Genomic DNA, 18,814 nt, shown 5'->3' with positions numbered 1-18,814 from the left:
AGGGTATCGTCCTTTACTATGGCGAACCAGCCGGCGGCAAAAGGTTATCCCCAGTTTGTGTGAGTGTGGAAGGTTCGGAGGAAAGCGTCGGCAACATCACGATGTGCGTCAAACCCCCAGTGCAAACCGTCAGGATTACCGATGTGGTTATCAACGTAGCTGCGAGTCTCAGCGTAGAGATCAACGACGGGAATACCCTTTTGTTGTGCCCACTGGTGCACTGCGGCACCAGTTTTATCGCGACCTGGCTGTGCATAACCATAGGATTTTCCCCAATGGCCGCAGGGTGCGACAGCGACAATGGGGACATCGGCTCGCACCACTGTAATGGCGTTGCGCATCCGTTCCAGGTACTCGACTGTGAGATGGGGAGGAAGTGCCTGCCATGGCAGATAGGGGGATAGTTGTGGTTGCAGAGCCAGATAGCCTTTCCGCACGGCTCGACGTAAGCGCGGGGGGCGAATATACCGCAGCCCCTCCCGCAATGCGGTGGGTAGCGGAGAGGGCATGGAGTCCATACTGCACAACCCAAGGACGACGGCGGAGGATTCAGCGATAGCTTCCCAGATAGTGGGGTTTCGGGTCATGGCCCACCATCCTTGGCGCGTCGTCCAGCCAGCTTCCGCGAAGAGCGCTAACTCAAGGCCCATATCGTGGGCGAGTGCCGCCGGCCAGAGACGCAGATCGTGGGGAGGTAAAGCACCTTCTGGCCCGAAGTGGGTGAGGGAGTCTCCAAACACAAGAAGCTTTGTATGGTCGCATAGTGCGGACACATCATAGGCGGATAACGCCTGACGCTCGGCAGTAGTGTCGTGATCGGCCGGCTGGTCTGTCATCAGAACGCGTCGTTTCCCAAGTGAGTAGTGGAGTTCCAGATATCGACCCGCCACTGGTAGCCGGGTTGGATGGGGGGTATCGCGGGGATGCGGGGGCCAGCTGCTGCGGGGTGCTGGTCGAGATCCGCTTCGGTGAAGTATTGCGGCCACTCCGTGAATTGGGACCAGGAGGTGTTTCCCAACGCGGAGAATGTAGCGTAGTTCTGCAGCGGTGAGTCGATGAGCGCGGCAGCTAAGGCCAGGAAGGTTCCACCATGAGCGACGAGAAGGACAGGACGGTCATCCTGGCCCCAGTCGGTGAGGCGGTGGTGGAGGTCACGGACAACCTCCATAGCGCGCGCCGCTACCGCCAAACGGGTTTCTCCGCCAGGAGGAGCGAAGGTGGGGTCGGAACGCCATTTCGGACGGTCACCGGGCCAGCGGGCCTCCACTTCTGTATGGTCGAGTCCCGTCCATTCGCCCATATCAGTTTCCCGTAGGCGGCTATCGAGCTGCACGGACACACCGCACAGATCACTTACTGCTTGGGCAGTATGGGTGGCTCGTTGCGCATCAGAGCTCACAATGGCAAGGGGGTGTTTAGCGGCGAGCATAGGAGCGACGCGACTAGCTTGCTCTCGTCCGCGGGCGGACAGTTCCACGTCGAGGTGGCCCTGCATGCGGCGGGCGAGATTGAATTCAGTTTCCCCATGCCGGAGCAGTATGAGTCGACGGAAGGACACAGTTATTCCTCTGCTATCCCTCTGTGGCCTCAGCTTCTACAGCGTCGCCCGCGGTAACGGCATCTACGGCGGACCCCCATGAGATTTCGGGGCAGTCTTTCCACAGGGAGTCGAGACCGTAAAACTCACGTTCGTCAGCATGCTGCACGTGGACGACAACATCCACAAAGTCAATGAGGATCCAGCGGCCTTCTTTGCCACCTTCTCGACGGACAGGCTTGACCTTGTGCTTGAGCAGAGCTTCTTCTACACCGTCCACAATGGCATTGACTTGGCGCTCATTGTCGGCAGAGGCGATGACGAAGCAATCAGTGATGGCAAGCCGCTCAGACACATCCAGAATACGAATATTGTCGGCTTTCTTGCTGTCTGCGGCTTGGGCCGCCCAGGTAGCGATCTCGATTGCGTTAGCAGAGGCTGTCACGCATTCTCCTTCGAAATAGTGGTGTAAGCATCAGGGGGCATTGGAACGGGGGCAGTTGCGACAGCGGTGCCGTCGGCACGCGCAGAATCATCCGGCCGGTACAGGTTGCGCTTCGCAATGTACTGCACAACACCATCGGGAACGAGGTACCACACGGGCATCCCCTCCTCGGTACGACGCCGGCATTCGGTCGATGAGATCGCCAGAGCGGGAATCTCGAGAAGAGTGACACGGCCTTCCGGAAGGCGGCTCTGTAACTCTTCATCAATAGTGTAGCCGGGGCGCGTGACACCAACGAAGTGCGCCATGTCGAAAAGCTGTTCCCAGTTCTGCCACGTCACAATTTTGGAGAGGGCATCGGCACCAGTGATGAAGTAGAGTTCGCTTTCCGGGTGCTGAGATTGGATATCGTGCAACGTATCGATGGTGTACGTTGGCCCCTGCCGATCAAGGTCACAGCGGCTCACCGAGAAGCGTGGGTTGGAGGCGGTGGCGATCACCGTCATCAGATAGCGGTCTTCCCCCGAGCTCACCCGCCGGCCGTGCTTCTGCCACGGTTCTCCAGTGGGGACAAAGACGACATCATCGAGGTCGAAGCGGGCAGCGACCTCGCTAGCTGCCACCAGATGACCGTGGTGGATGGGGTCGAAAGTACCACCCATAATACCGAGGCGGCTAGTGGCGGGAGAGTGCCGTGTGCTATCCATCATTGTGTACCTAGGGTCGAGTTTGGCCAGTTCCCCAAATAACCCACTTGGCACTGGTCAATTCTGGGAGTGCCATGGGGCCGCGCGCGTGCAGCTTCTGGGTGGAGATACCCATTTCAGCGCCCATGCCGAATTGTTCGCCGTCGGTGAAGGCCGTGGAAGTGTTGACGTAGACGGCTGCTGCATCGACGCAGTCGGTGAACTGCTGGGCAACGGTAACATCCCTGGTGATGATGGATTCGGAGTGCCCGGAGCCCCAGGTGTTGATGTGGTCGACAGCTTCCTCCAGACCATCGACTACTTTGAGGGCGATGTCCATGCTGAGGTATTCGTTGCCCCAGTCCTCGTCGGTGGCGGGAACCAGGCCGGGTAGATCCCCATGGACGGTGACGCCGGCGCCGTCCAAAGCGTCGAGCACCGCCTGCAGACCGTCGTCCCCCAGGCCTTTGTCAACTAGTACGGTTTCGGTGGCGTTGCATACGGAGCAGCGGCGCGTCTTGCCATTCAGCATGCAGGCGATGCCCATCTCCAGGTCCGCTGCGGAGTGGAGGTAGATGTGGCAGTTGCCGGTGCCAGTTTCGATAGTGGGAACGGTGGCGTTCTGGACGACTGCATTGATGAGGTTGGCACCACCGCGCGGAATGACGACATCGACTAGTCCGCGTGCCTGAATGAGGTGAGTGACGGTGTCGTGAGATTCTGAGCTGATGAGCTGGACGCCATCTGCGGGTGCCCCACAGGAGGTGAGGACGTCGCGCAGGATCGCGACGAGGGCAGCGTTCGAGCGTGCTGCGGACTTGGAGCCACGGAGGATGACCGCGTTCCCAGACTTGAGGGCTAGGCCGAACGCATCGACGGTGACGTTGGGTCGGGCTTCGTAGACGATACCGACAACACCCAGCGGAACGCGGATCTGCCGCAGTTTGAGACCATTACCGAGAGTACGGCCGCGAAGCACTTCGCCGACGGGGTCGGGCAGACCGGCGACCTGAGTGAGACCGCCAGCGATGCCTTCGATACGGGCCTGGTCGAGCGCGAGGCGATCGACCATGGCGTCGCTGGTACCTTTGCTGCGGGCGGTCTCGATATCCTCCTGGTTGGCGGCCAGGATTTCGTCGACCCGGTTGAGAAGGGTACGGGCGGCGGTCTGCAGGATTTCGTTCTTCTGCGTGGCGGTGAGCAGGCCGATGGCCCGCGAGGCGGCTTTGGAACGAGCAGCGGCGGCGAGAATGTCCTCGCGCAGTTCATCAGTAGCGGTCATGCTGTCTAGCCTACCTTTCCGGCTGAAAGAGGCGGGCGTGCCCGGGACTCCTTCCGGCAAGTTTCTGGCAACTTGCGTGTGTGGAGGGAATTTTTGCCCACAAGCATTTGTCGAACTTCTAAACTTGCCACTACCGCATTTTTATTCTCTTTTCCTTATTTCTCTAGGTGACGTATGTCTGAACCCATCTCGGATGCTGTTCCGCAAGGTCTCGCTGACGCCTTGCGGGATGAGGAGCAGTCTGGGGGTAATCGACGCGAAGGACGGGTCGCCAGTTTTTCTGTGCTGTTCTTGGCGGCTCTCGCACTCGTTATTGGGTTGGTAGTGCGGCCTGAGGACCCTCCGGGACCAATTGACCCCGCGCTGAAAGAAGTGGTCTCCGAGCTGGAGGCGGGATTGCAGACGGCAGATCCGCAGTTGCGCGCGGATCTTGTCCAAAAAGCCTTCTGTACAACATCTTCAGGTGCTGGAGCTGCGGCAATGCTGGAAAATATTCCACCGCTTTCAAGTGCAGCGGCTAATGCGCAAGGGCGTGTGCCCTGGGTGAGCCTTACACTCGACCATGTGGTGGTGGACGGCGCTACTGCGGCAGGTACACTCACCACTCGCTACAACCAGAAGGAGCTTCCGGGTACCCCACTTCCAGAAGATGTAGCTACTATTCCGGTCGCTTTCAGCTACGCCGAAAAGAGTTGGTGCATCCGCTAGTGGTGATTTCGCCGTGGAGGTAGGGCGGTAGTGGGTTGCTAGCGAGAGTGCCGGCCGTGCCGGGCAGGTGCTTCCTCTCCCCCGCTGTCATTTTCGCTGGGGTAGCGGTCTGCGGCGGTGTGGTAGTCGCCTACACCATTGTCGGTTCCCGCTGGTCGGGCGCGGCGCGGCTGGTAGTCGGAGATGGTGGGGGCGTCTCCTGTCGAGGTCACGGTGGGGGGCATGTAGGTGGCGTGGCTGCGGTCACCGCTGGTAAGGTAGCCGTCACCGGTTACCAGGTGGCCGTCACCGACTCGTTGAAATCCGCCCTGTGGCCGCGGGTAGCCGTTGTTGGGACGGGGCTGGCGTTCGGTGGGGAGGGCTGCTTCACTCGGACGCGCATAGCGGCCGGCAGTAGGTGGCGTGTGCGGTTCCCGGCCGCTGGTGGTCGAGTCCATGGGAGGGGATTGCGGATCGGCAGGCCGATGGTAGTTATCTCGGCGCAGGTACCCTCCGCCATTGGGGTGGACGATCTCCGCTTCGACATTTTCTTCTTCCCTGGATTCTTGGGGGGCGGGGATGGGTCGCGAGAGCGGCTCGTCGTCGTGTTCTCCTGCTGATCTGATGAGGGCACCTACTGTGACAGGAGCGCCATCGTCTTCCCGCCCGTGTTTGTGCGGAACTGCCAGCCAGGTAGCAATGGCGTTGGTGAGGGGGAAGGATAGCGCCAAGGTAATAGCACCAACTACCGAGCGGAGGATCTCCACGGCAATTACTTCACCGTTGAGGACTTCCCACATACCACGGGAGGACTGTTGGATGAGGAGGAGAAGTGGCAGCACCGAACCGGTGTAGGCCAGCACCAGAGTATAGAGCATGGAGGAGATATGGTCACGGCCCACTCGCATAGCTCCGCTGAAGACGCGGCTGGCAGATGCAGTGGGGTCCATTTTTGCCAGCTCGTATACGGTGGCTGCTTGGCTGATGGTGACGTCGTTGAGCACACCGATGGTGCCGATGATGAATCCGGCAATGACGAGACCCACAACTGGCAGCTGTCCCATGTACATCTGCATGGTAACGTTTTGTCCTTCTGACATCCCGGTGATGTGTGCCGTCTGCACTGCCAATTGACTCATGGTGACGGCACCCAAGAGGGATATTAGAGTGCCCAGTAGCGCCGAGGCAGTTTTCCAGCTAAACCCGTGGACGAAGAACATCACGAGGAAGAGTACGAGGCAGGAACCGCATACGGCAACGGGGATAACGGGGTGACCAGAGAGGATAGAGGGCAGCATCCACAGCACCACTACTGCCAGGGTGACGATGACACCGATGACGGCTCGCAGTCCTTTCCACGAGCCGGCGAGTAGCACGATGAGAACAGTCACCCCCAGCCAGATGGCCAGGGAGGTACGCCGATCCATGTCCTCAAACACGTAGCGGGTGTTTCCCGCAGATTTGTCTTGCGCCATGCGGATATGGTCGCCTGGTTTCACCATGACGGAGTCGCCCACCACACGGTTATTGAGAACAACAAACTGGGACGCGTTTTCGCCGGTGCGAATCTCCACGACGATACCGGGGCATTGGCCTTTCTTGGCCCCGTCTGTGGGGGTGAAGGAAGAGCCTTCGGGAAAGTGCGGTTGCACATTCATGGGACGTCCGAAGAGGACGTTATCGCAGGCTGTTTGTCCTTCTTCCAGAGCCTTCCCGTAGACCAGACTGTCGTTCATGCCGATGGACTGTTTGAGGGTTTCATCGACCGTCACGGACTTGCCTGAAGGCCACATGAGAATCATGCCGATAAGGGCGGCAAGGCCAAATATCACCAGCGCGATAGTGACCGTTTTCTCAGCAGCCGTCGTTAGGCGGAGTTTTCCCATAGTGAAGGTACCTACCCGTCAGTTGACGCTAGAGATACCCACTATTGTAGCCACTATGCCAGAGCGGACATATCCCGTTTCACGGTAAAGCAGCGATCCTGCATCCGGCTTACAGTGTATTCACCGTAGAAGCCATAGCTCTTGTCGTAGCGGTTGAATGCCGTTTGTGCCAGTGCTTGCACAGTAGGCGTGCGGTGGAAAGTGACGGTGTAGCCGCGTTCGTAGATGTCAAACAGCGTGAACCCACCGGGGAACGGGGTGCTGGCACAGAACTGGGCAAACTGGGGGCCACCGGGCAGGTCGGGGGCATCCCGGTGCGCACGGTGAGTGTGGCCGGCAGCCATGAAGAACACACCAGGTGCTTTCTGAAACAGCTGCTGCAGGCGCAGCGAGTCCTTCTTGTTGTAGATGAAGGGACGCTGGCCAGCGTTGGTGAGGGCAGCTTCTTCTGTCACCGGGAAGTGTGACAGCACCAGGGTGGAGCGCTGCGGGTCGGAGAGCATAGACGCCACCATTACTTCAGACCAGGGCTGTTTGGTGATTCCGGCACCTTCCATACCGATGTGGATGTCGTTGGCAACGGCGACAGTGTGGATGAATTTGCCGGCGGGCTGGGCAAGAGTGGAGACAATGCCGGTGACTTCCGGTTCGTTGAAGATATTGGTGCACCAGAAGCCGGGTTCGGCCTTCTTTCCGAGGGAGCGGCATTCGAAGCGGTACCGGGTGTTGGGTTTGCGGCCTTGGATGGTGACGTAGTGGAAGCCGGTCTTGGAGTAGGCACGGTGGACGCAGCGGAGGGGTTCCTTGGTGTCTGCCCGCGCGAGCCACACCTCGCCGTCGGATGCGACGCGATCATTGGGATAGAGATGGTCGGTGCGGGGAGTCTTAAAGGTCGTCCAGCTAAACACCAGGCTGGTGGGGGTAGCGGTGATGACTTCCAGGTCGGTAACGGTGGCGTCGGCGCCGGAAGTCATGCGGGGAGCAGCTGGTAGCGGGGTGATAACTGGGGTGGCTGCGGATGCGCGTGGCCCGGTGAGGACGGTGGCGGCGCCTAGCCCCACTGCGGCGCTTCCGGCGAGGAAAGAGCGGCGAGTGAGAGTACGGTTGGGCAGAGCATTCTCGTTCATACCTGGCACGGTAAAGGGGCAACGTAACGCCTCTTTAACTGCAAAGTTGCAGCGGTGTTGAAACCGTATGAAATCTTGCTCACCGGTAGATACGCCGACACCCGTCATCCTCTGCAGATGGCAGCAGTCGGAGTGACGGGTGTGCTGGGTCAGACGGGGTCGAGGTGTCTGAGTGAGATTAGCGTAGCGCAGACATGTCGCGTTTTACCGTGAAGCAGCGGTCGTGCATGCGGGAGATGGTGTACTCCCCGTAGTAGCCGAGGGACTGTTTGTAGCGGCTTAGTGCTACCTGCTGGAGGGCTTGTGCGGTGGGAGCACGGTGGAAGGTGACGGTGTAGCCACCTTCGTAGATGTCCATGAGGGTGAATCCGCCGGGGAACGGGGTGCTGGCACAGAACTGGGCAAACTGGGGGCCACCGGGTAGGTCGGGGGCGTCCCGGTGCGCACGGTGAGTGTGGCCGGCAGCCATGAAGAATACACCAGGTGCCTTTTGGAAGATGCGCTGGAGGCGCAGGGAGTCATCCTTGTCGAGGATGAAGGGGCGCCAGCCGACGGTGTTGCGGGCTGCATCTTCGGTGACGGGGTGGTGGGCCATGACGAGGGTCGGGCGTTGCGGATCCTGCATGAGGATCCGTTCGATGTCTTTCAGTTGCTTATCGGTGATAAAGCCGCTGTTGGTCATAGGCCAGGAGGAGTCGATACCGAGGACGCGGAGTTTGCCGTAGTCCATGGTCCAGCAGGTTTGGAGCTTGTGCTTGGGGAAGACGGCTTGAATGGGGTCGAAGGAAGTGGGGGTGGGCATTCCGAAGCCGTCGTGGTTACCGCGGACCATGTAATAGTCCTTCTGGTAGTCGCCGAAGGCGGAGAGGATGCGCTTGAGATCCTTAGCTTCTTCGAGTTTGCCGTGGTCGCAAAGGTCACCGTTGATAAAGATATGGGGGATGCCGCGGCGTTTCACTTCGGCGAGCATGGTGGAGACCATGATTTCCGACCAGGGGGTGGAGTTGATGGAGTCGCCGCTCTTGCCAAGGTGAATGTCGTTGGCGATGGCCACGGTCTGAATGTATTTACCGGTGGGCTGGGCGAGGGTGGTAAGGATTCCGGTGACTTCGGGTTCGTTGAAGATGTTGGTGAACCAGAGTCCGGGTTCGGCTTTCTTTCCGAAGGAGCGGCATTCGAAGCGGTACATGGTGTTGGGTTTGAGGCCGCGGATGGTGACGTAGTGGAAGCCGGACTTGGAGTAGGACTTGTGGACGCAGCGGAGGGGTTGCTTGACATCGGAGCGGGCGAGCCAGACTTCGCCGTCGGAGGCGACGCGCTCGTTGGGGAGGACGTGGTCGGTGTGGGGCTCTTTGAAGGTGCTCCAGGAGAAGGTGATACTGGTGGGGGTGACGGTCATGACTTCGAGGTCGGTGACGGTCACACTGTCTCCCGCAGCTGCTTTGGGCGCGGCAGGGATGAGGGCGTCGTTGACGGTGGCGGCGGAGGCCTGCGGGCCGGGAAGAGTGAGACTTGTGGCTACCCCTAGACCGAGGGCAGCTGAACCAGTTAAGAAGGACCGGCGAGTAATCGGGGAAGTTGTGGTTTCGCTCATACTCATGAAGGTAGTCCTGATGACTACCGTATGTGCAAAAAACACCTGGTAGATCACTTAATTTTCATCAGTAACCTACCGCTGGGGCACCATGAATTCATAGACTATTCATACAAACACTGGACATGTGACCACAAGCGGTCTCCGGACCCTCTCCGGGCCACTTCTTAGACCAGCACTAGATCGTCCGCATGAATGACAGGGGCGTGCATATCTTTAGGAAGCTCATCTGTACTCATGCGGTACATGAACTCCATCTCCCCTGCCGCATAGGACACAATGCCGCGCCCGACCAGCTCCCCCTCCCGGGTTCGCACTTCCACCACATCCCCACCATGGAAATCGCCTTCCCCGGTCACCACCCCAGCGGCCAGCAAACTACGTCGCCTCCGCACTGCCGCAGCTGCCCCCTCGTCCACAATGAGGGTACCTGCGTTGTCCGCGGAGTACCGCACCCAGAACTTCTTGGCGGTCATACGCTTCGGCCGCGCCATAAAAACCGTCCCCACAGAAGCATCCCGGAGTGCAGCATCAGCCTCATAAGATGCCGCCAACAGAACGGGAACTCCAGCATCGGCTGCCAGGAGCGCAGAAGAAAGTTTAGAGGCCATTCCACCCGTACCCAGCGCACCTCCGTCGCCTGCTTCCACACCATCGATAACAGCAGGATGGGCAACCTCAGGGATAAAGGTGGCATTACCTTGGCGAGGATCGGAATCATAGAGACCATCCACGTCAGACAACAGAATCAAGGCGTCAGCAGACACTAGATGCGCCACCAAAGCAGCAAGCCGATCATTGTCGCCGAAACGAATCTCGTCCGTCGCAACAGTGTCGTTTTCGTTGATAATGGGTACACCATGCAGCAGCCGGATTCGGTCCAGAGTATTCTGGGCATTCCGGGCCCGATCGCGCTTCCCCAAGTCACTCGCGGTCAACAGCACCTGCGCCACCGTGCGCCCATAGCGATCAAAGGACTCCCCCCACGCCTTCGCAAGTTCCACCTGACCAACCGCAGCAGCAGCCTGCTTGGTGGCGATGTCCCGAGGGCGCTTATGCAGCTTCAGAGGGGTAATACCGGCAGAGATTGCACCCGACGAAACCACGAAAACATCGGATCCAGCACACATACGCTCCTCCAGCACCGTCGCCAATTTGTCGAGCTTGGCACGATCTAACCCGCCATCGGGATGGGAGATAGATGAGGATCCAATTTTGACGACCACACGACGGGCTGTGCGAATTGCCTCCCGAGTGGGTGAGGACGGCACACGTGGCTGCGCGGCAGCGGCTAAGGGGGAAGAATCCTGCTGGGGTACGGACTGCGAACCGGACATTCTTTTTCTACCAGGTACTTTCGTCATTCATATCGGAGTCTTCATCGGCAAGACCGTGGCGGATACGCTTCGCGTGGCGACGTTCCTTCGCACTCACTCGCGTATTGTGGTCCAGGCGAACGTCGGTGCCACGACCAGTGGGCGTCATGTCGACACCGGCGAGGGTGCTGGGCTCCCAGTCGAAGCACACATCCCCAATAGTGACGGCACTACCTGGAACTGCACCAGCTTCCGCCAGCGCCTCTTCCACACCCAACTTCGCCAACCGGTCCGCAAGGAATCCCACTGCCTCGTCGTTATCGAAAGCAGTTTGCGCCACCCAGCGGGCGGGCTTCACGCCGTCCACAATGAACCCACCCGGAATTTCTGGGTCGTGGAGGATACGGAAACTATCGTCTTCCTTCATCTGCGGACGTACGTAGACGCGCTTCTCCTGCTCTACCGGATGCTCGTCACGATAGGTATGGACCATTTCGGCGAGGGCGAAGGAGAGTTCCTTCAGCCCTTCTCGGCTCACCGCGGAAATCGCGAAGACAGGCCAGCCGCGCGCACTGAACTCATCCTTAACGAACTCGGCAAGCTCTTTTGCCTCGGGAACGTCGACCTTATTGAGAACGACGATGCGGGGGCGGTCGGCCAGATCCCCCAACCCCATGTCACCTTCGAGGGCAGGTTGATAGGCGGCCAATTCGGCTTCCACCGCATCCACGTCACTCACCGGGTCTCGTCCAGGGTCCAAGGTGGCACAGTCGACAACATGGGCAAGCACGGCAGTGCGCTCGATATGGCGGAGGAAGTCGAGCCCCAGACCGCGCCCTTCGGCGGCACCGGGGATCAGGCCGGGCACATCAGCAATGGTGTAGGTAATGTCGCCCGCCGTCACTACCCCCAAGTTCGGCTGCAGGGTGGTGAAGGGATAGTCGGCGATCTTCGGCTTGGCGGCGGAAAGCACACTAATAAGTGACGATTTACCGGCCGAGGGAAAACCCACCAGCCCCACATCGGCCACGGATTTCAGTTCAAGTACCACGTCGCAGCTTTCGCCTTCTTCACCCAAGAGGGCAAAACCGGGAGCTTTGCGGGTTTTGGAGATCAAGGCGGCGTTGCCTAGCCCACCGTTGCCGCCCTTGGCGACAATGAACTCGGTTCCGGCACCGGTAAGGTCGGCCAGCAGCTCGCCTTCCGGCGTGGTGACGACTGTTCCGTCCGGAACTTTGAGAACGAGGTCGGCGCCCTGCGCCCCGTTGCGATGAGAACCCATGCCCGGCTGGCCTTTTCCCGCTTTTGCGTGCGGGCTGAAGTGGAAGTCAAGGAGGGTATGAACTTGGGGATCAACGACGAGGACAACGTCGCCACCGCGTCCCCCGTTTCCACCGTCTGGCCCACCGAGCGGCTTAAACTTTTCACGGTGGACGGAGGCACAACCGTGGCCGCCGTGGCCGGCGGTGACATGAAGGGTTACTCGGTCGATGAAGCGTGCCATCGTCTTCTCCGTTGTGTGGGTGGTTAAGCGTCTCTCTTGAGATATACAGCAAGGGCGGGCTTGGGTGTTGTTGCCCAGCCCGCCCCTGTTAAAAAAGATGTGGTGAGGTTTATTAGGCCTCTGCCTCAGCAGGAACGATATTTACCGTCTGACGGCCACGCTTGGTGCCGAATTCAACGGCGCCTGTAGCGAGAGCGAAGAGGGTGTCGTCCTTGCCACGTCCGACGTTGACGCCGGGGTGGAAGTGGGTGCCGCGCTGGCGGACCAGGATCTCGCCCGCGTTGACGAGCTGGCCACCGAAGCGCTTCACACCGAGGCGCTGGGCATTAGAGTCGCGACCGTTACGCGAGCTAGATGCACCTTTCTTATGTGCCATTTGCTTCTCCTTAGAGGAATTTCGGTGTTACTTGATGCCGGTAATCTTCAGCACGGTAAGCGGCTGACGATGACCCTGGCGCTTCTGGTAACCGGTCTTGTTCTTGAATTTACGGATGCGAATCTTCGGCCCCTTGGTCTGCTCAACAATTTCAGCAGCCACGGAGATGTTGTCAACATCCGAAGTTACGGTAGAGCCATCAACGACGAGGACCGGGGAAAGCGAGACCGCAGTGCCCGGCTCTCCCTCGATCTTCTCGACCTTGACGAGGTCACCTTCGGCAACCTTGTACTGCTTTCCGCCGGTCTTGACGATCGCGTACATCGGAGGGCGTCCCCTTAAAAGTGTTGTTTCTTCTCGAACAACCGGATGGTCATTCGACTGGACTAGTTTCTTGCCATTGGCGGGAGAGTTTCTACATTCTCACAGTGCGCTCCAATAGTGCATCAGAGCAGCTGTTGACGCGAGTATTCACCCGTTGAATGGCGACCTGTCAAGATTACTCGTTTTAACAGGCGGAAATCAAACTGACTAGGAAGAGCGGGTGGCACGGCGACGTGCGCGTCGTGGCGCCTTCTCCTCCACACTGGTATTTACGGCCACCGGGGCAGCTGCCAGCACACCAGAGACCACTTCTTTTCTCTCAGCCGGAGCCGCTGGTTCCGCATGTGCGGTAGCCGATCCGGCGGCCTGGGTGGCACGACGTGCTCCGCGGCGCTTGCGAGGAGTTGCAGTCTCCGAGACCGCTACCTCGACTACCGACGGCAGGGATGACGAGGCATTCTCCGCCGGTAGGACAAACTCAGCATCGCGTGCTGGAGTGGACGCCTGCGTGGGACGCACGTCTTTGCCGCTCTTCTTCGAGCCTTTCTTCCCTGACTTCTTGCCGGAATGCTCTCCTTGGGAACGGTCCGCTGTCGTCTCAGCAGAATCTGTGCTTTCGAGGGGAGTGGCAACTTCCGCGTCCTCACCCTCGGCAGCCAGGTCTGCCTCATCGTTCTGTTGGTCAGGCCCGGTACCATGCCGGCGTCCCCGTCGGCGACGCCGCCGCGCAGTGGGTTCTCCGGATTCATCGGCAGTGTCCACAGCAAAGCCATTATCTACTGTTTCTGCCGATGTCGCCGCCCCTTTTTCAGCGTTCACAGGCGCCGCCTGCTGACTGTTCTGCTCGCTGCTCTCGCTGGAAATGGATTCCTGCGAAGATGCATCAACGGTGACCTTGGGTGTGGTGCCCGTGGCAGCGGAACTATCGTCGTCCTTCTTCCGACCCATTGCCTTCATCATGGGATGCTCGCTGGGGTTGGGCCCCTGATGGTCCTTACCGCCGTCGCTGCCCTTGGACGACGCCTCCTTATCCGCGGAGTTCTTGTCCTTCGACTTTCCGCCCTTGGCCGCCTCGTTCTTCTCCGCATTGCGGCCTTTGCGGCGTCGCCCACCACGCAGATCTTCCGCGTTGTTGCCACTGGTGATGGACTCCACCGGGTCTTCTTGCAGGATGTAGCCGGTGCCAGAGCAGTGCGGGCACGGCTTCGAGAATGCTTCAAGCAGGCCAGTACCTAAGCGCTTGCGAGTCAGCTGGACGAGCCCCAGACTGGTAACTTCTGAAACCTGGTGGCGGGTGCGGTCGCGACCGAGCGCTTCCCGGAGGCGACGCAGCACGAGATCCCGGTTCGATTCCAGCACCATATCGATGAAGTCGATAATGACAATGCCACCAATGTCGCGCAGTCGCAGCTGGCGCACAATTTCTTCGGCAGCTTCAAGATTGTTTCGGGTGACGGTCTCTTCCAGGTTTCCGCCCGAGCCCGTGAATTTACCGGTGTTGACGTCGATCACCGTCATGGCTTCAGTGCGGTCGATGACGAGAGTACCGCCAGAGGGCAGCCAAACTTTCCGATCAAGTGCTTTAGCCAGTTGCTCGTCGACACGGTAGGCCTGGAAAACATCCACGCCCGTGTTCTCCCAGCGTTCCACCCGCTGTTCCAGCTGCGGTGCAACCTTCTGCACATAGTCAGTGATGGTCCCCCAGGCGCGCTCACCTTCCACGACGAGCTTCTTGAAGTCGTCGTTGAAGAGGTCCCGCACGACCTTCACCAACATGGTGGGTTCTTCGTGCAGGGTGCGAGCCTTGCCGTCCGCTTTCTGCTGAGCTTCCTCAGCGGCCTGCTGTACCGATAGCCATTGCTCGTGCAGCATATCAATATCGCGCTTCAGATCCTCCTCCGAGGCATCCTCAGCAGCGGTGCGAATAATCACTCCGGCGTCACCGGGAACAATGTTCTTGAGAATACCCTTTAGGCGTTTGCGTTCAGTATCGGGTAGCTTGCGGGAAATTCCAGCGCTGCTTCCATCTGGCACGTACACCAGGTAGCGTCCTGCCATCGAGATCTGAGTCGTCAGACGCGCACCTTTATGGGCAATGGGGTCCTTGGAAACCTGCACCACCACCATGTCGCCAGTCGAGAGAGCCTGCTCGATCTTGCGGGACTTGCCTCCCAGCCCGGCAGCAGCCCAGTTCACTTCACCGGCGTAGAGCACCGCATTGCGACCCCGTCCGATGTCGATGAAGGCAGCTTCCATGCTGGGCAGCACATTCTGCACGCGGCCCAGGTAGATATTGCCCACCATGGATGCCTGGGTGTCGGAGGTGACGAAGTGCTCCACCAGAATGTTGTCTTCCAACACACCCACTTGAGTGGTGACTCCTGGGTGGTCGGAACGCTCCTTCTCTCGCACCACCATGGTCCGTTCGACGGACTCACGGCGTGCAAGGAACTCAGCCTCGCTGAGCACAGGAATGCGGTTGCGAGCGTTGTCACGGCCTTCACGGCGACGCTGCCTCTTGGCCTCGAGTCGGGTAGAGCCGGAGATACCTTGTACTTCGTCGGAGCTGGAGGTGCGGCGACGGCGTGTACTGCCCCGTTCGTGCACCACCGTGTTCGGCGGATCGCCCTGGGTGCTGTCGTCGGTATCAACGTCGCTGCGGCGACGCCGGCGACGACGACGGTGAGTCGAGGACGTGTCCTCTCCCCCCTCAGCTGCGGCTTCTGTATCCTCAGCAGCGGTCGTTGTGGTCGCATTCTCCTCTGCTTCTACAGGGGAGGTCTGCTTCTGCTGCTTTTTCTTGTTGCCGGCTTGTCCACTCTTCGAGCCGGATTGGGTGGTGTTGTCTGTTCGGTCGGTGGTGTCCGCGTCGCGGTGGGTACCCTCCGCCGAGTCTTCGGAGGTGTCGGAGTCATCACCGCGGCCACGGCCACGGCCACGGCGTCCGCGGCGACGGCGCCGGCGAGCGGAAGGCGAGCCCTCATCATCACTCTGCCGGGAGTCGTTCTCCTCCTGGTCTGCGGCGTCCTCCTCGTCATCCTCATCCCTTCCCATATCCTGGGCGGTGACCACGATAGGCGCAGTTGCCTGCAGCATGGCGTTCACGGCGAAGGGGTTCGCGACGGCACCAGTGCTGAAAGGGTCTTGCGGGAGCGGAGCCGTCATAGGTTCGGCATGCTCGACCGCAGTAAAGGGGTTCATGAAGGGACTAGCTGCTGCTGAAGCAGATTCTGCCGTGTCGTCCTGAGAAGGAACAGGGCGTTCCGGATCGGACGCGGTGGCGGTAGCAGCGTCAGCTGCTACCAGTTCTGCGGGCGTGTCAGCGAGTAGAGTGGCGACGAACTGTGCCGCAACGTCAGATGTCACGCTGGACTGGGCAGACGTGACGGTAACGCCGTGCTGAGCAAGCGCGGCGATCAGATCTTTTGAGGCCATGCCCAGGCGCTTGGCGAGGACGTGGACACGGATTTTCTGTGGCAAGTCTGCAAGTACAGCTTCTACCGTGGTGCTTTCTGGCAGCACACTATCTCCTTTACCTCCGGGCGCATCGGTACCGAGCGGCCACACGGAGGGGTGTATTGAAATGTCGGATGGTCTCTTGGCCCAGTCGGCTGCAGTTCAGCTGCTATGCGCAGTGGTTCGTCGGGGTATGACGCTGCGCCGTTTCCAGGCGACGCCAGGCACGGAAAGGAAACGCGGCTCACCCCGCAGGGCGGCGCTGACACCTTACAAATATGATTGGCGACTCCCCTATTGTGTCACACAATCCCCCAATACACCGAAGCCGGCGAAAAAACGTCGAAACGTTCTCTACGCCGGCTTCACGGGGGGAGAGATCTAGTTATAGGGAAAAGAAACGATTGAGAGATTTTAGTCGAGCGGAAAATCCGGGAACCACGTGGAAATTTCCCGCTTGGCAGACTCTGGAGAGTCCGAGCCATGGACCAGGTTTTCACGGGTGATAAGGGCGTAATCACCGCGGATAGATCCGGCCGTGGCCTTGGCAATGGGGTCAGTCCCACCGCACAGCTGACGCCAGGCGGCAATGGCAGACGGGCCTTCCAGAACACCAGTAACAACCGGGCCAGAGGTGATGAAGTCCACCAGCGGCTGGTAGAAATCCTTACCTTTGTGTTCGGCATAGTGCTGTTCGGCTAGCTCCTCCGAAACGTGGCGGAGCTCAAGAGCCGCAATCGTGAGGCCCTTGTTCTCAATGCGGCGAAGAATCTCGCCTACCAAGCCGCGCTTCACGCCGTCCGGCTTGATCATAAAGAAAGTCTGTTCTGTCATATGCATATAGTAACGAAAAGCAGATTATTCCCGAATATTCCACGCTTAATCACGTATCCACAGATTATTCGCAAGAACCCGCACGACGTGAGCCAATACTGTGCTTCTCAGTTGTGCGACAGTTATCGGTCACCGTGGCGACACGTGCCGTCCAGCGAAAGTTTAGGCAGGGTCTTTGCGGAATAGTGAGCGAGCTTCCCCCGCCGTCACCACACTGCCGGTGACAATGACCCCAGCTCCGCTCATCACGCCATTCTCATCAATGTTCTCGGCCTCCACCGTCGCGAGAGCAATCGCATCTGTAAGGGTAGGAGCGGTATCAATCTTCTCGACATCAAAGACCTGCCGAGCGAGCTCGGCAAGGTCCTCAACAGGGAGGGCTCGCGGGCTGCTGTTGGTGGTCAGAATAACCTTGTCCACTACCGGTTCGAGAGCCTCGAGGATGCCCCGCGCATCTTTATCGCCCAGAATTGCCAGTACACCCACCAACCGGTTGAACTCAAAGTACTTGTCGAGTGCACGTGCAAGGGCTTTTGCCCCATGCGGATTATGGCAGGCGTCCAGCAGCACAGTGGGAGCGGTGCGTACACGCTCCAGCCGTCCAGGCGACTGCACCGCCTGGAATCCATTGTGCACTGCCTGGTCGTAGAGAGGCTTGTCGTAGCTGGCCCCGTAGAATGCCTCTACCGCTGCCAATGCCACTGCTGCATTCTCCGCCTGGTGTTCACCGTAGAGGGGCAGGAAAATGTCGTCATAGCTGCCGGAGAGCCCCTGGATAGAGATCACCTGGCCACCTACGGCCGGCCGGCAGGCGGACACTTCAAACTCCAGCCCTTGCCGCGCAACCACCGCATTCGCCTGTACCGCTTCTTCCAGCAGAACATGGAGCGCGGCGGGGTCTTGGTGGGAGATAACGGCAACAGTCCCGTGCGGATTGTGGGGAGTGTTTTCCCCTTCGGTGGGCTTAATGATGCCCGCCTTCTCGGCGGCGATCTTCTCAATGGTGTCGCCCAGATAATCCATGTGATCCATACCGATCGGGCACACGACCGCCACTTCGGCACGAGCCACCGAAGTCGCATCCCAGCGTCCACCCATCCCCACTTCTGCCACGACAACGTCCACGGGAGTATCGGCGAAGCAGCAGTAGGCCATCGCCGTCAGCACTTCAAACTTAGTCATGCGTGGTCCACCTTGCTCCAGCGACCAGGCATCAACCATCTCCACGAAAGGTTTAAGATCCTCCCACACCTCCACATAGCGGCGGGGGCTGATGGGAGCACCATCTATGCTAATGCGCTCGGTGACAAGCTGGAGGTGAGGGCTGGTAGTACGTCCCACCCGTTGGCCCATGGCCCGCAGTAGGGCATCAATCATGCGGGCGGTGGAGGTTTTCCCGTTGGTACCCGCCACCTGAATAACCGGCGCAGTCTCTTCCGGATGGCCCAACATATCCATCAACCGCTTCATGCGGGAGAGGTCAGGCGCAATCTGTCGTTCTCCCCACCGCGTATCGAGTTCTTTCTCCACGGCAGCCAACGCAGCAAAGTCCTCCGCAGTAGGCTTCTCTACCCGGTAGCGACTGGGATCGTCGTCCTCGTCGTAGACGGTCAGGTCCGGGATATTGTCACCCGTGTCGATGTCGATGCGACCGGTGTACTCGCGGTACAGGTCCTCCCCCGAAATACTGTCTGCGTCCTCAGCGTCGTCTGTGTCTTCCCCCGCATGTGACACGTTGTAGGCGTCCAGGGCGCGGGCCA

The 18,814-nt window shown here is 59.6% G+C and carries 16 protein-coding genes; 1 reads left to right on the top strand and 15 read right to left on the bottom strand.

The features are described 5' to 3' along the window. Positions 1-44: 44 nt before the first annotated feature. The 5 genes from octT to IY73_RS06840 are packed head-to-tail and all read right to left on the bottom strand — an operon-like array spanning position 45 to position 3,950. Positions 45-836: a diglucosylglycerate octanoyltransferase gene (gene octT, locus IY73_RS06860; RefSeq protein WP_148417791.1), complete on the bottom strand. Its 792-nt coding sequence runs from the start codon at positions 834-836 to the stop codon at positions 45-47. Next, positions 836-1,558: a histidine phosphatase family protein gene (locus tag IY73_RS06855; protein ID WP_053962425.1), complete on the bottom strand. Its 723-nt coding sequence runs from the start codon at positions 1,556-1,558 to the stop codon at positions 836-838. The genes octT and IY73_RS06855 overlap by 1 nt, the downstream gene beginning before the upstream one ends. Positions 1,559-1,571: 13 nt before the next feature. Continuing rightward, positions 1,572-1,982 (bottom strand): ribosome silencing factor, encoded by a 411-nt coding sequence (rsfS, locus tag IY73_RS06850; RefSeq protein WP_053962424.1) that lies wholly within the window; start codon positions 1,980-1,982, stop codon positions 1,572-1,574. Beyond that, complete coding sequence (gene nadD, locus IY73_RS06845; RefSeq protein ID WP_082345510.1) at positions 1,979-2,692, bottom strand: nicotinate-nucleotide adenylyltransferase; 714 nt, start codon at positions 2,690-2,692, stop codon at positions 1,979-1,981. Before nadD ends, rsfS begins: the two co-directional genes overlap by 4 nt. 7 nt (positions 2,693-2,699) lie before the next feature. Continuing rightward, positions 2,700-3,950, bottom strand: coding sequence for a glutamate-5-semialdehyde dehydrogenase (locus IY73_RS06840; protein ID WP_053962423.1), 1,251 nt, complete (start codon positions 3,948-3,950; stop codon positions 2,700-2,702). A 174-nt stretch (positions 3,951-4,124) separates the two neighbouring features. On the opposite strand from IY73_RS06840, the gene IY73_RS06835 reads away from it, so the two are divergent. After that, positions 4,125-4,658: a hypothetical protein gene (locus tag IY73_RS06835; protein WP_053962422.1), complete on the top strand. Its 534-nt coding sequence runs from the start codon at positions 4,125-4,127 to the stop codon at positions 4,656-4,658. A gap of 38 nt (positions 4,659-4,696) precedes the next feature. Here the strand turns inward: IY73_RS06835 and IY73_RS06830 are convergent, their stop codons facing one another. The 10 genes from IY73_RS06830 to IY73_RS06785 form a co-directional block, all read right to left on the bottom strand. Beyond that, positions 4,697-6,523: a YibE/F family protein gene (locus IY73_RS06830; RefSeq protein ID WP_053979133.1), complete on the bottom strand. Its 1,827-nt coding sequence runs from the start codon at positions 6,521-6,523 to the stop codon at positions 4,697-4,699. Positions 6,524-6,576: 53 nt separating this feature from the next. After that, positions 6,577-7,650: a fibronectin type III domain-containing protein gene (locus tag IY73_RS06825; RefSeq protein ID WP_053962420.1), complete on the bottom strand. Its 1,074-nt coding sequence runs from the start codon at positions 7,648-7,650 to the stop codon at positions 6,577-6,579. 178 nt (positions 7,651-7,828) lie between these two features. After that, positions 7,829-9,250 (bottom strand): metallophosphoesterase, encoded by a 1,422-nt coding sequence (locus IY73_RS06820; RefSeq protein ID WP_148562353.1) that lies wholly within the window; start codon positions 9,248-9,250, stop codon positions 7,829-7,831. A gap of 161 nt (positions 9,251-9,411) precedes the next feature. Beyond that, positions 9,412-10,581 (bottom strand): glutamate 5-kinase, encoded by a 1,170-nt coding sequence (gene proB, locus IY73_RS06815; protein WP_082345509.1) that lies wholly within the window; start codon positions 10,579-10,581, stop codon positions 9,412-9,414. A 7-nt stretch (positions 10,582-10,588) separates the two neighbouring features. Beyond that, complete coding sequence (obgE, locus tag IY73_RS06810; RefSeq protein ID WP_053962418.1) at positions 10,589-12,064, bottom strand: GTPase ObgE; 1,476 nt, start codon at positions 12,062-12,064, stop codon at positions 10,589-10,591. A gap of 112 nt (positions 12,065-12,176) precedes the next feature. After that, positions 12,177-12,440, bottom strand: a complete 264-nt coding sequence (gene rpmA / locus IY73_RS06805; RefSeq protein ID WP_053962417.1) for a 50S ribosomal protein L27 — start codon at positions 12,438-12,440, stop codon at positions 12,177-12,179. A gap of 27 nt (positions 12,441-12,467) precedes the next feature. Beyond that, positions 12,468-12,764: a 50S ribosomal protein L21 gene (gene rplU, locus IY73_RS06800; protein WP_053962416.1), complete on the bottom strand. Its 297-nt coding sequence runs from the start codon at positions 12,762-12,764 to the stop codon at positions 12,468-12,470. 207 nt (positions 12,765-12,971) lie between these two features. Beyond that, positions 12,972-16,286 (bottom strand): translation initiation factor IF-2 N-terminal domain-containing protein, encoded by a 3,315-nt coding sequence (locus tag IY73_RS06795; RefSeq protein ID WP_053962415.1) that lies wholly within the window; start codon positions 16,284-16,286, stop codon positions 12,972-12,974. Positions 16,287-16,634: 348 nt separating this feature from the next. Then, a complete protein-coding gene (gene ndk, locus IY73_RS06790) occupies positions 16,635-17,054 on the bottom strand; it encodes a nucleoside-diphosphate kinase (protein WP_053962747.1) in 420 nt (139 codons plus the stop codon). A gap of 162 nt (positions 17,055-17,216) precedes the next feature. Continuing rightward, a complete protein-coding gene (locus IY73_RS06785) occupies positions 17,217-18,740 on the bottom strand; it encodes a bifunctional folylpolyglutamate synthase/dihydrofolate synthase (RefSeq protein WP_053962746.1) in 1,524 nt (507 codons plus the stop codon). Between the last annotated feature and the right edge of the window lie 74 nt (positions 18,741-18,814).

It is taken from the genome of Lawsonella clevelandensis (genome assembly GCF_001293125.1).
Taxonomy (GTDB): domain Bacteria; phylum Actinomycetota; class Actinomycetes; order Mycobacteriales; family Mycobacteriaceae; genus Lawsonella; species Lawsonella clevelandensis.
This window is presented reverse-complemented; position numbering and strand designations above follow the sequence as displayed.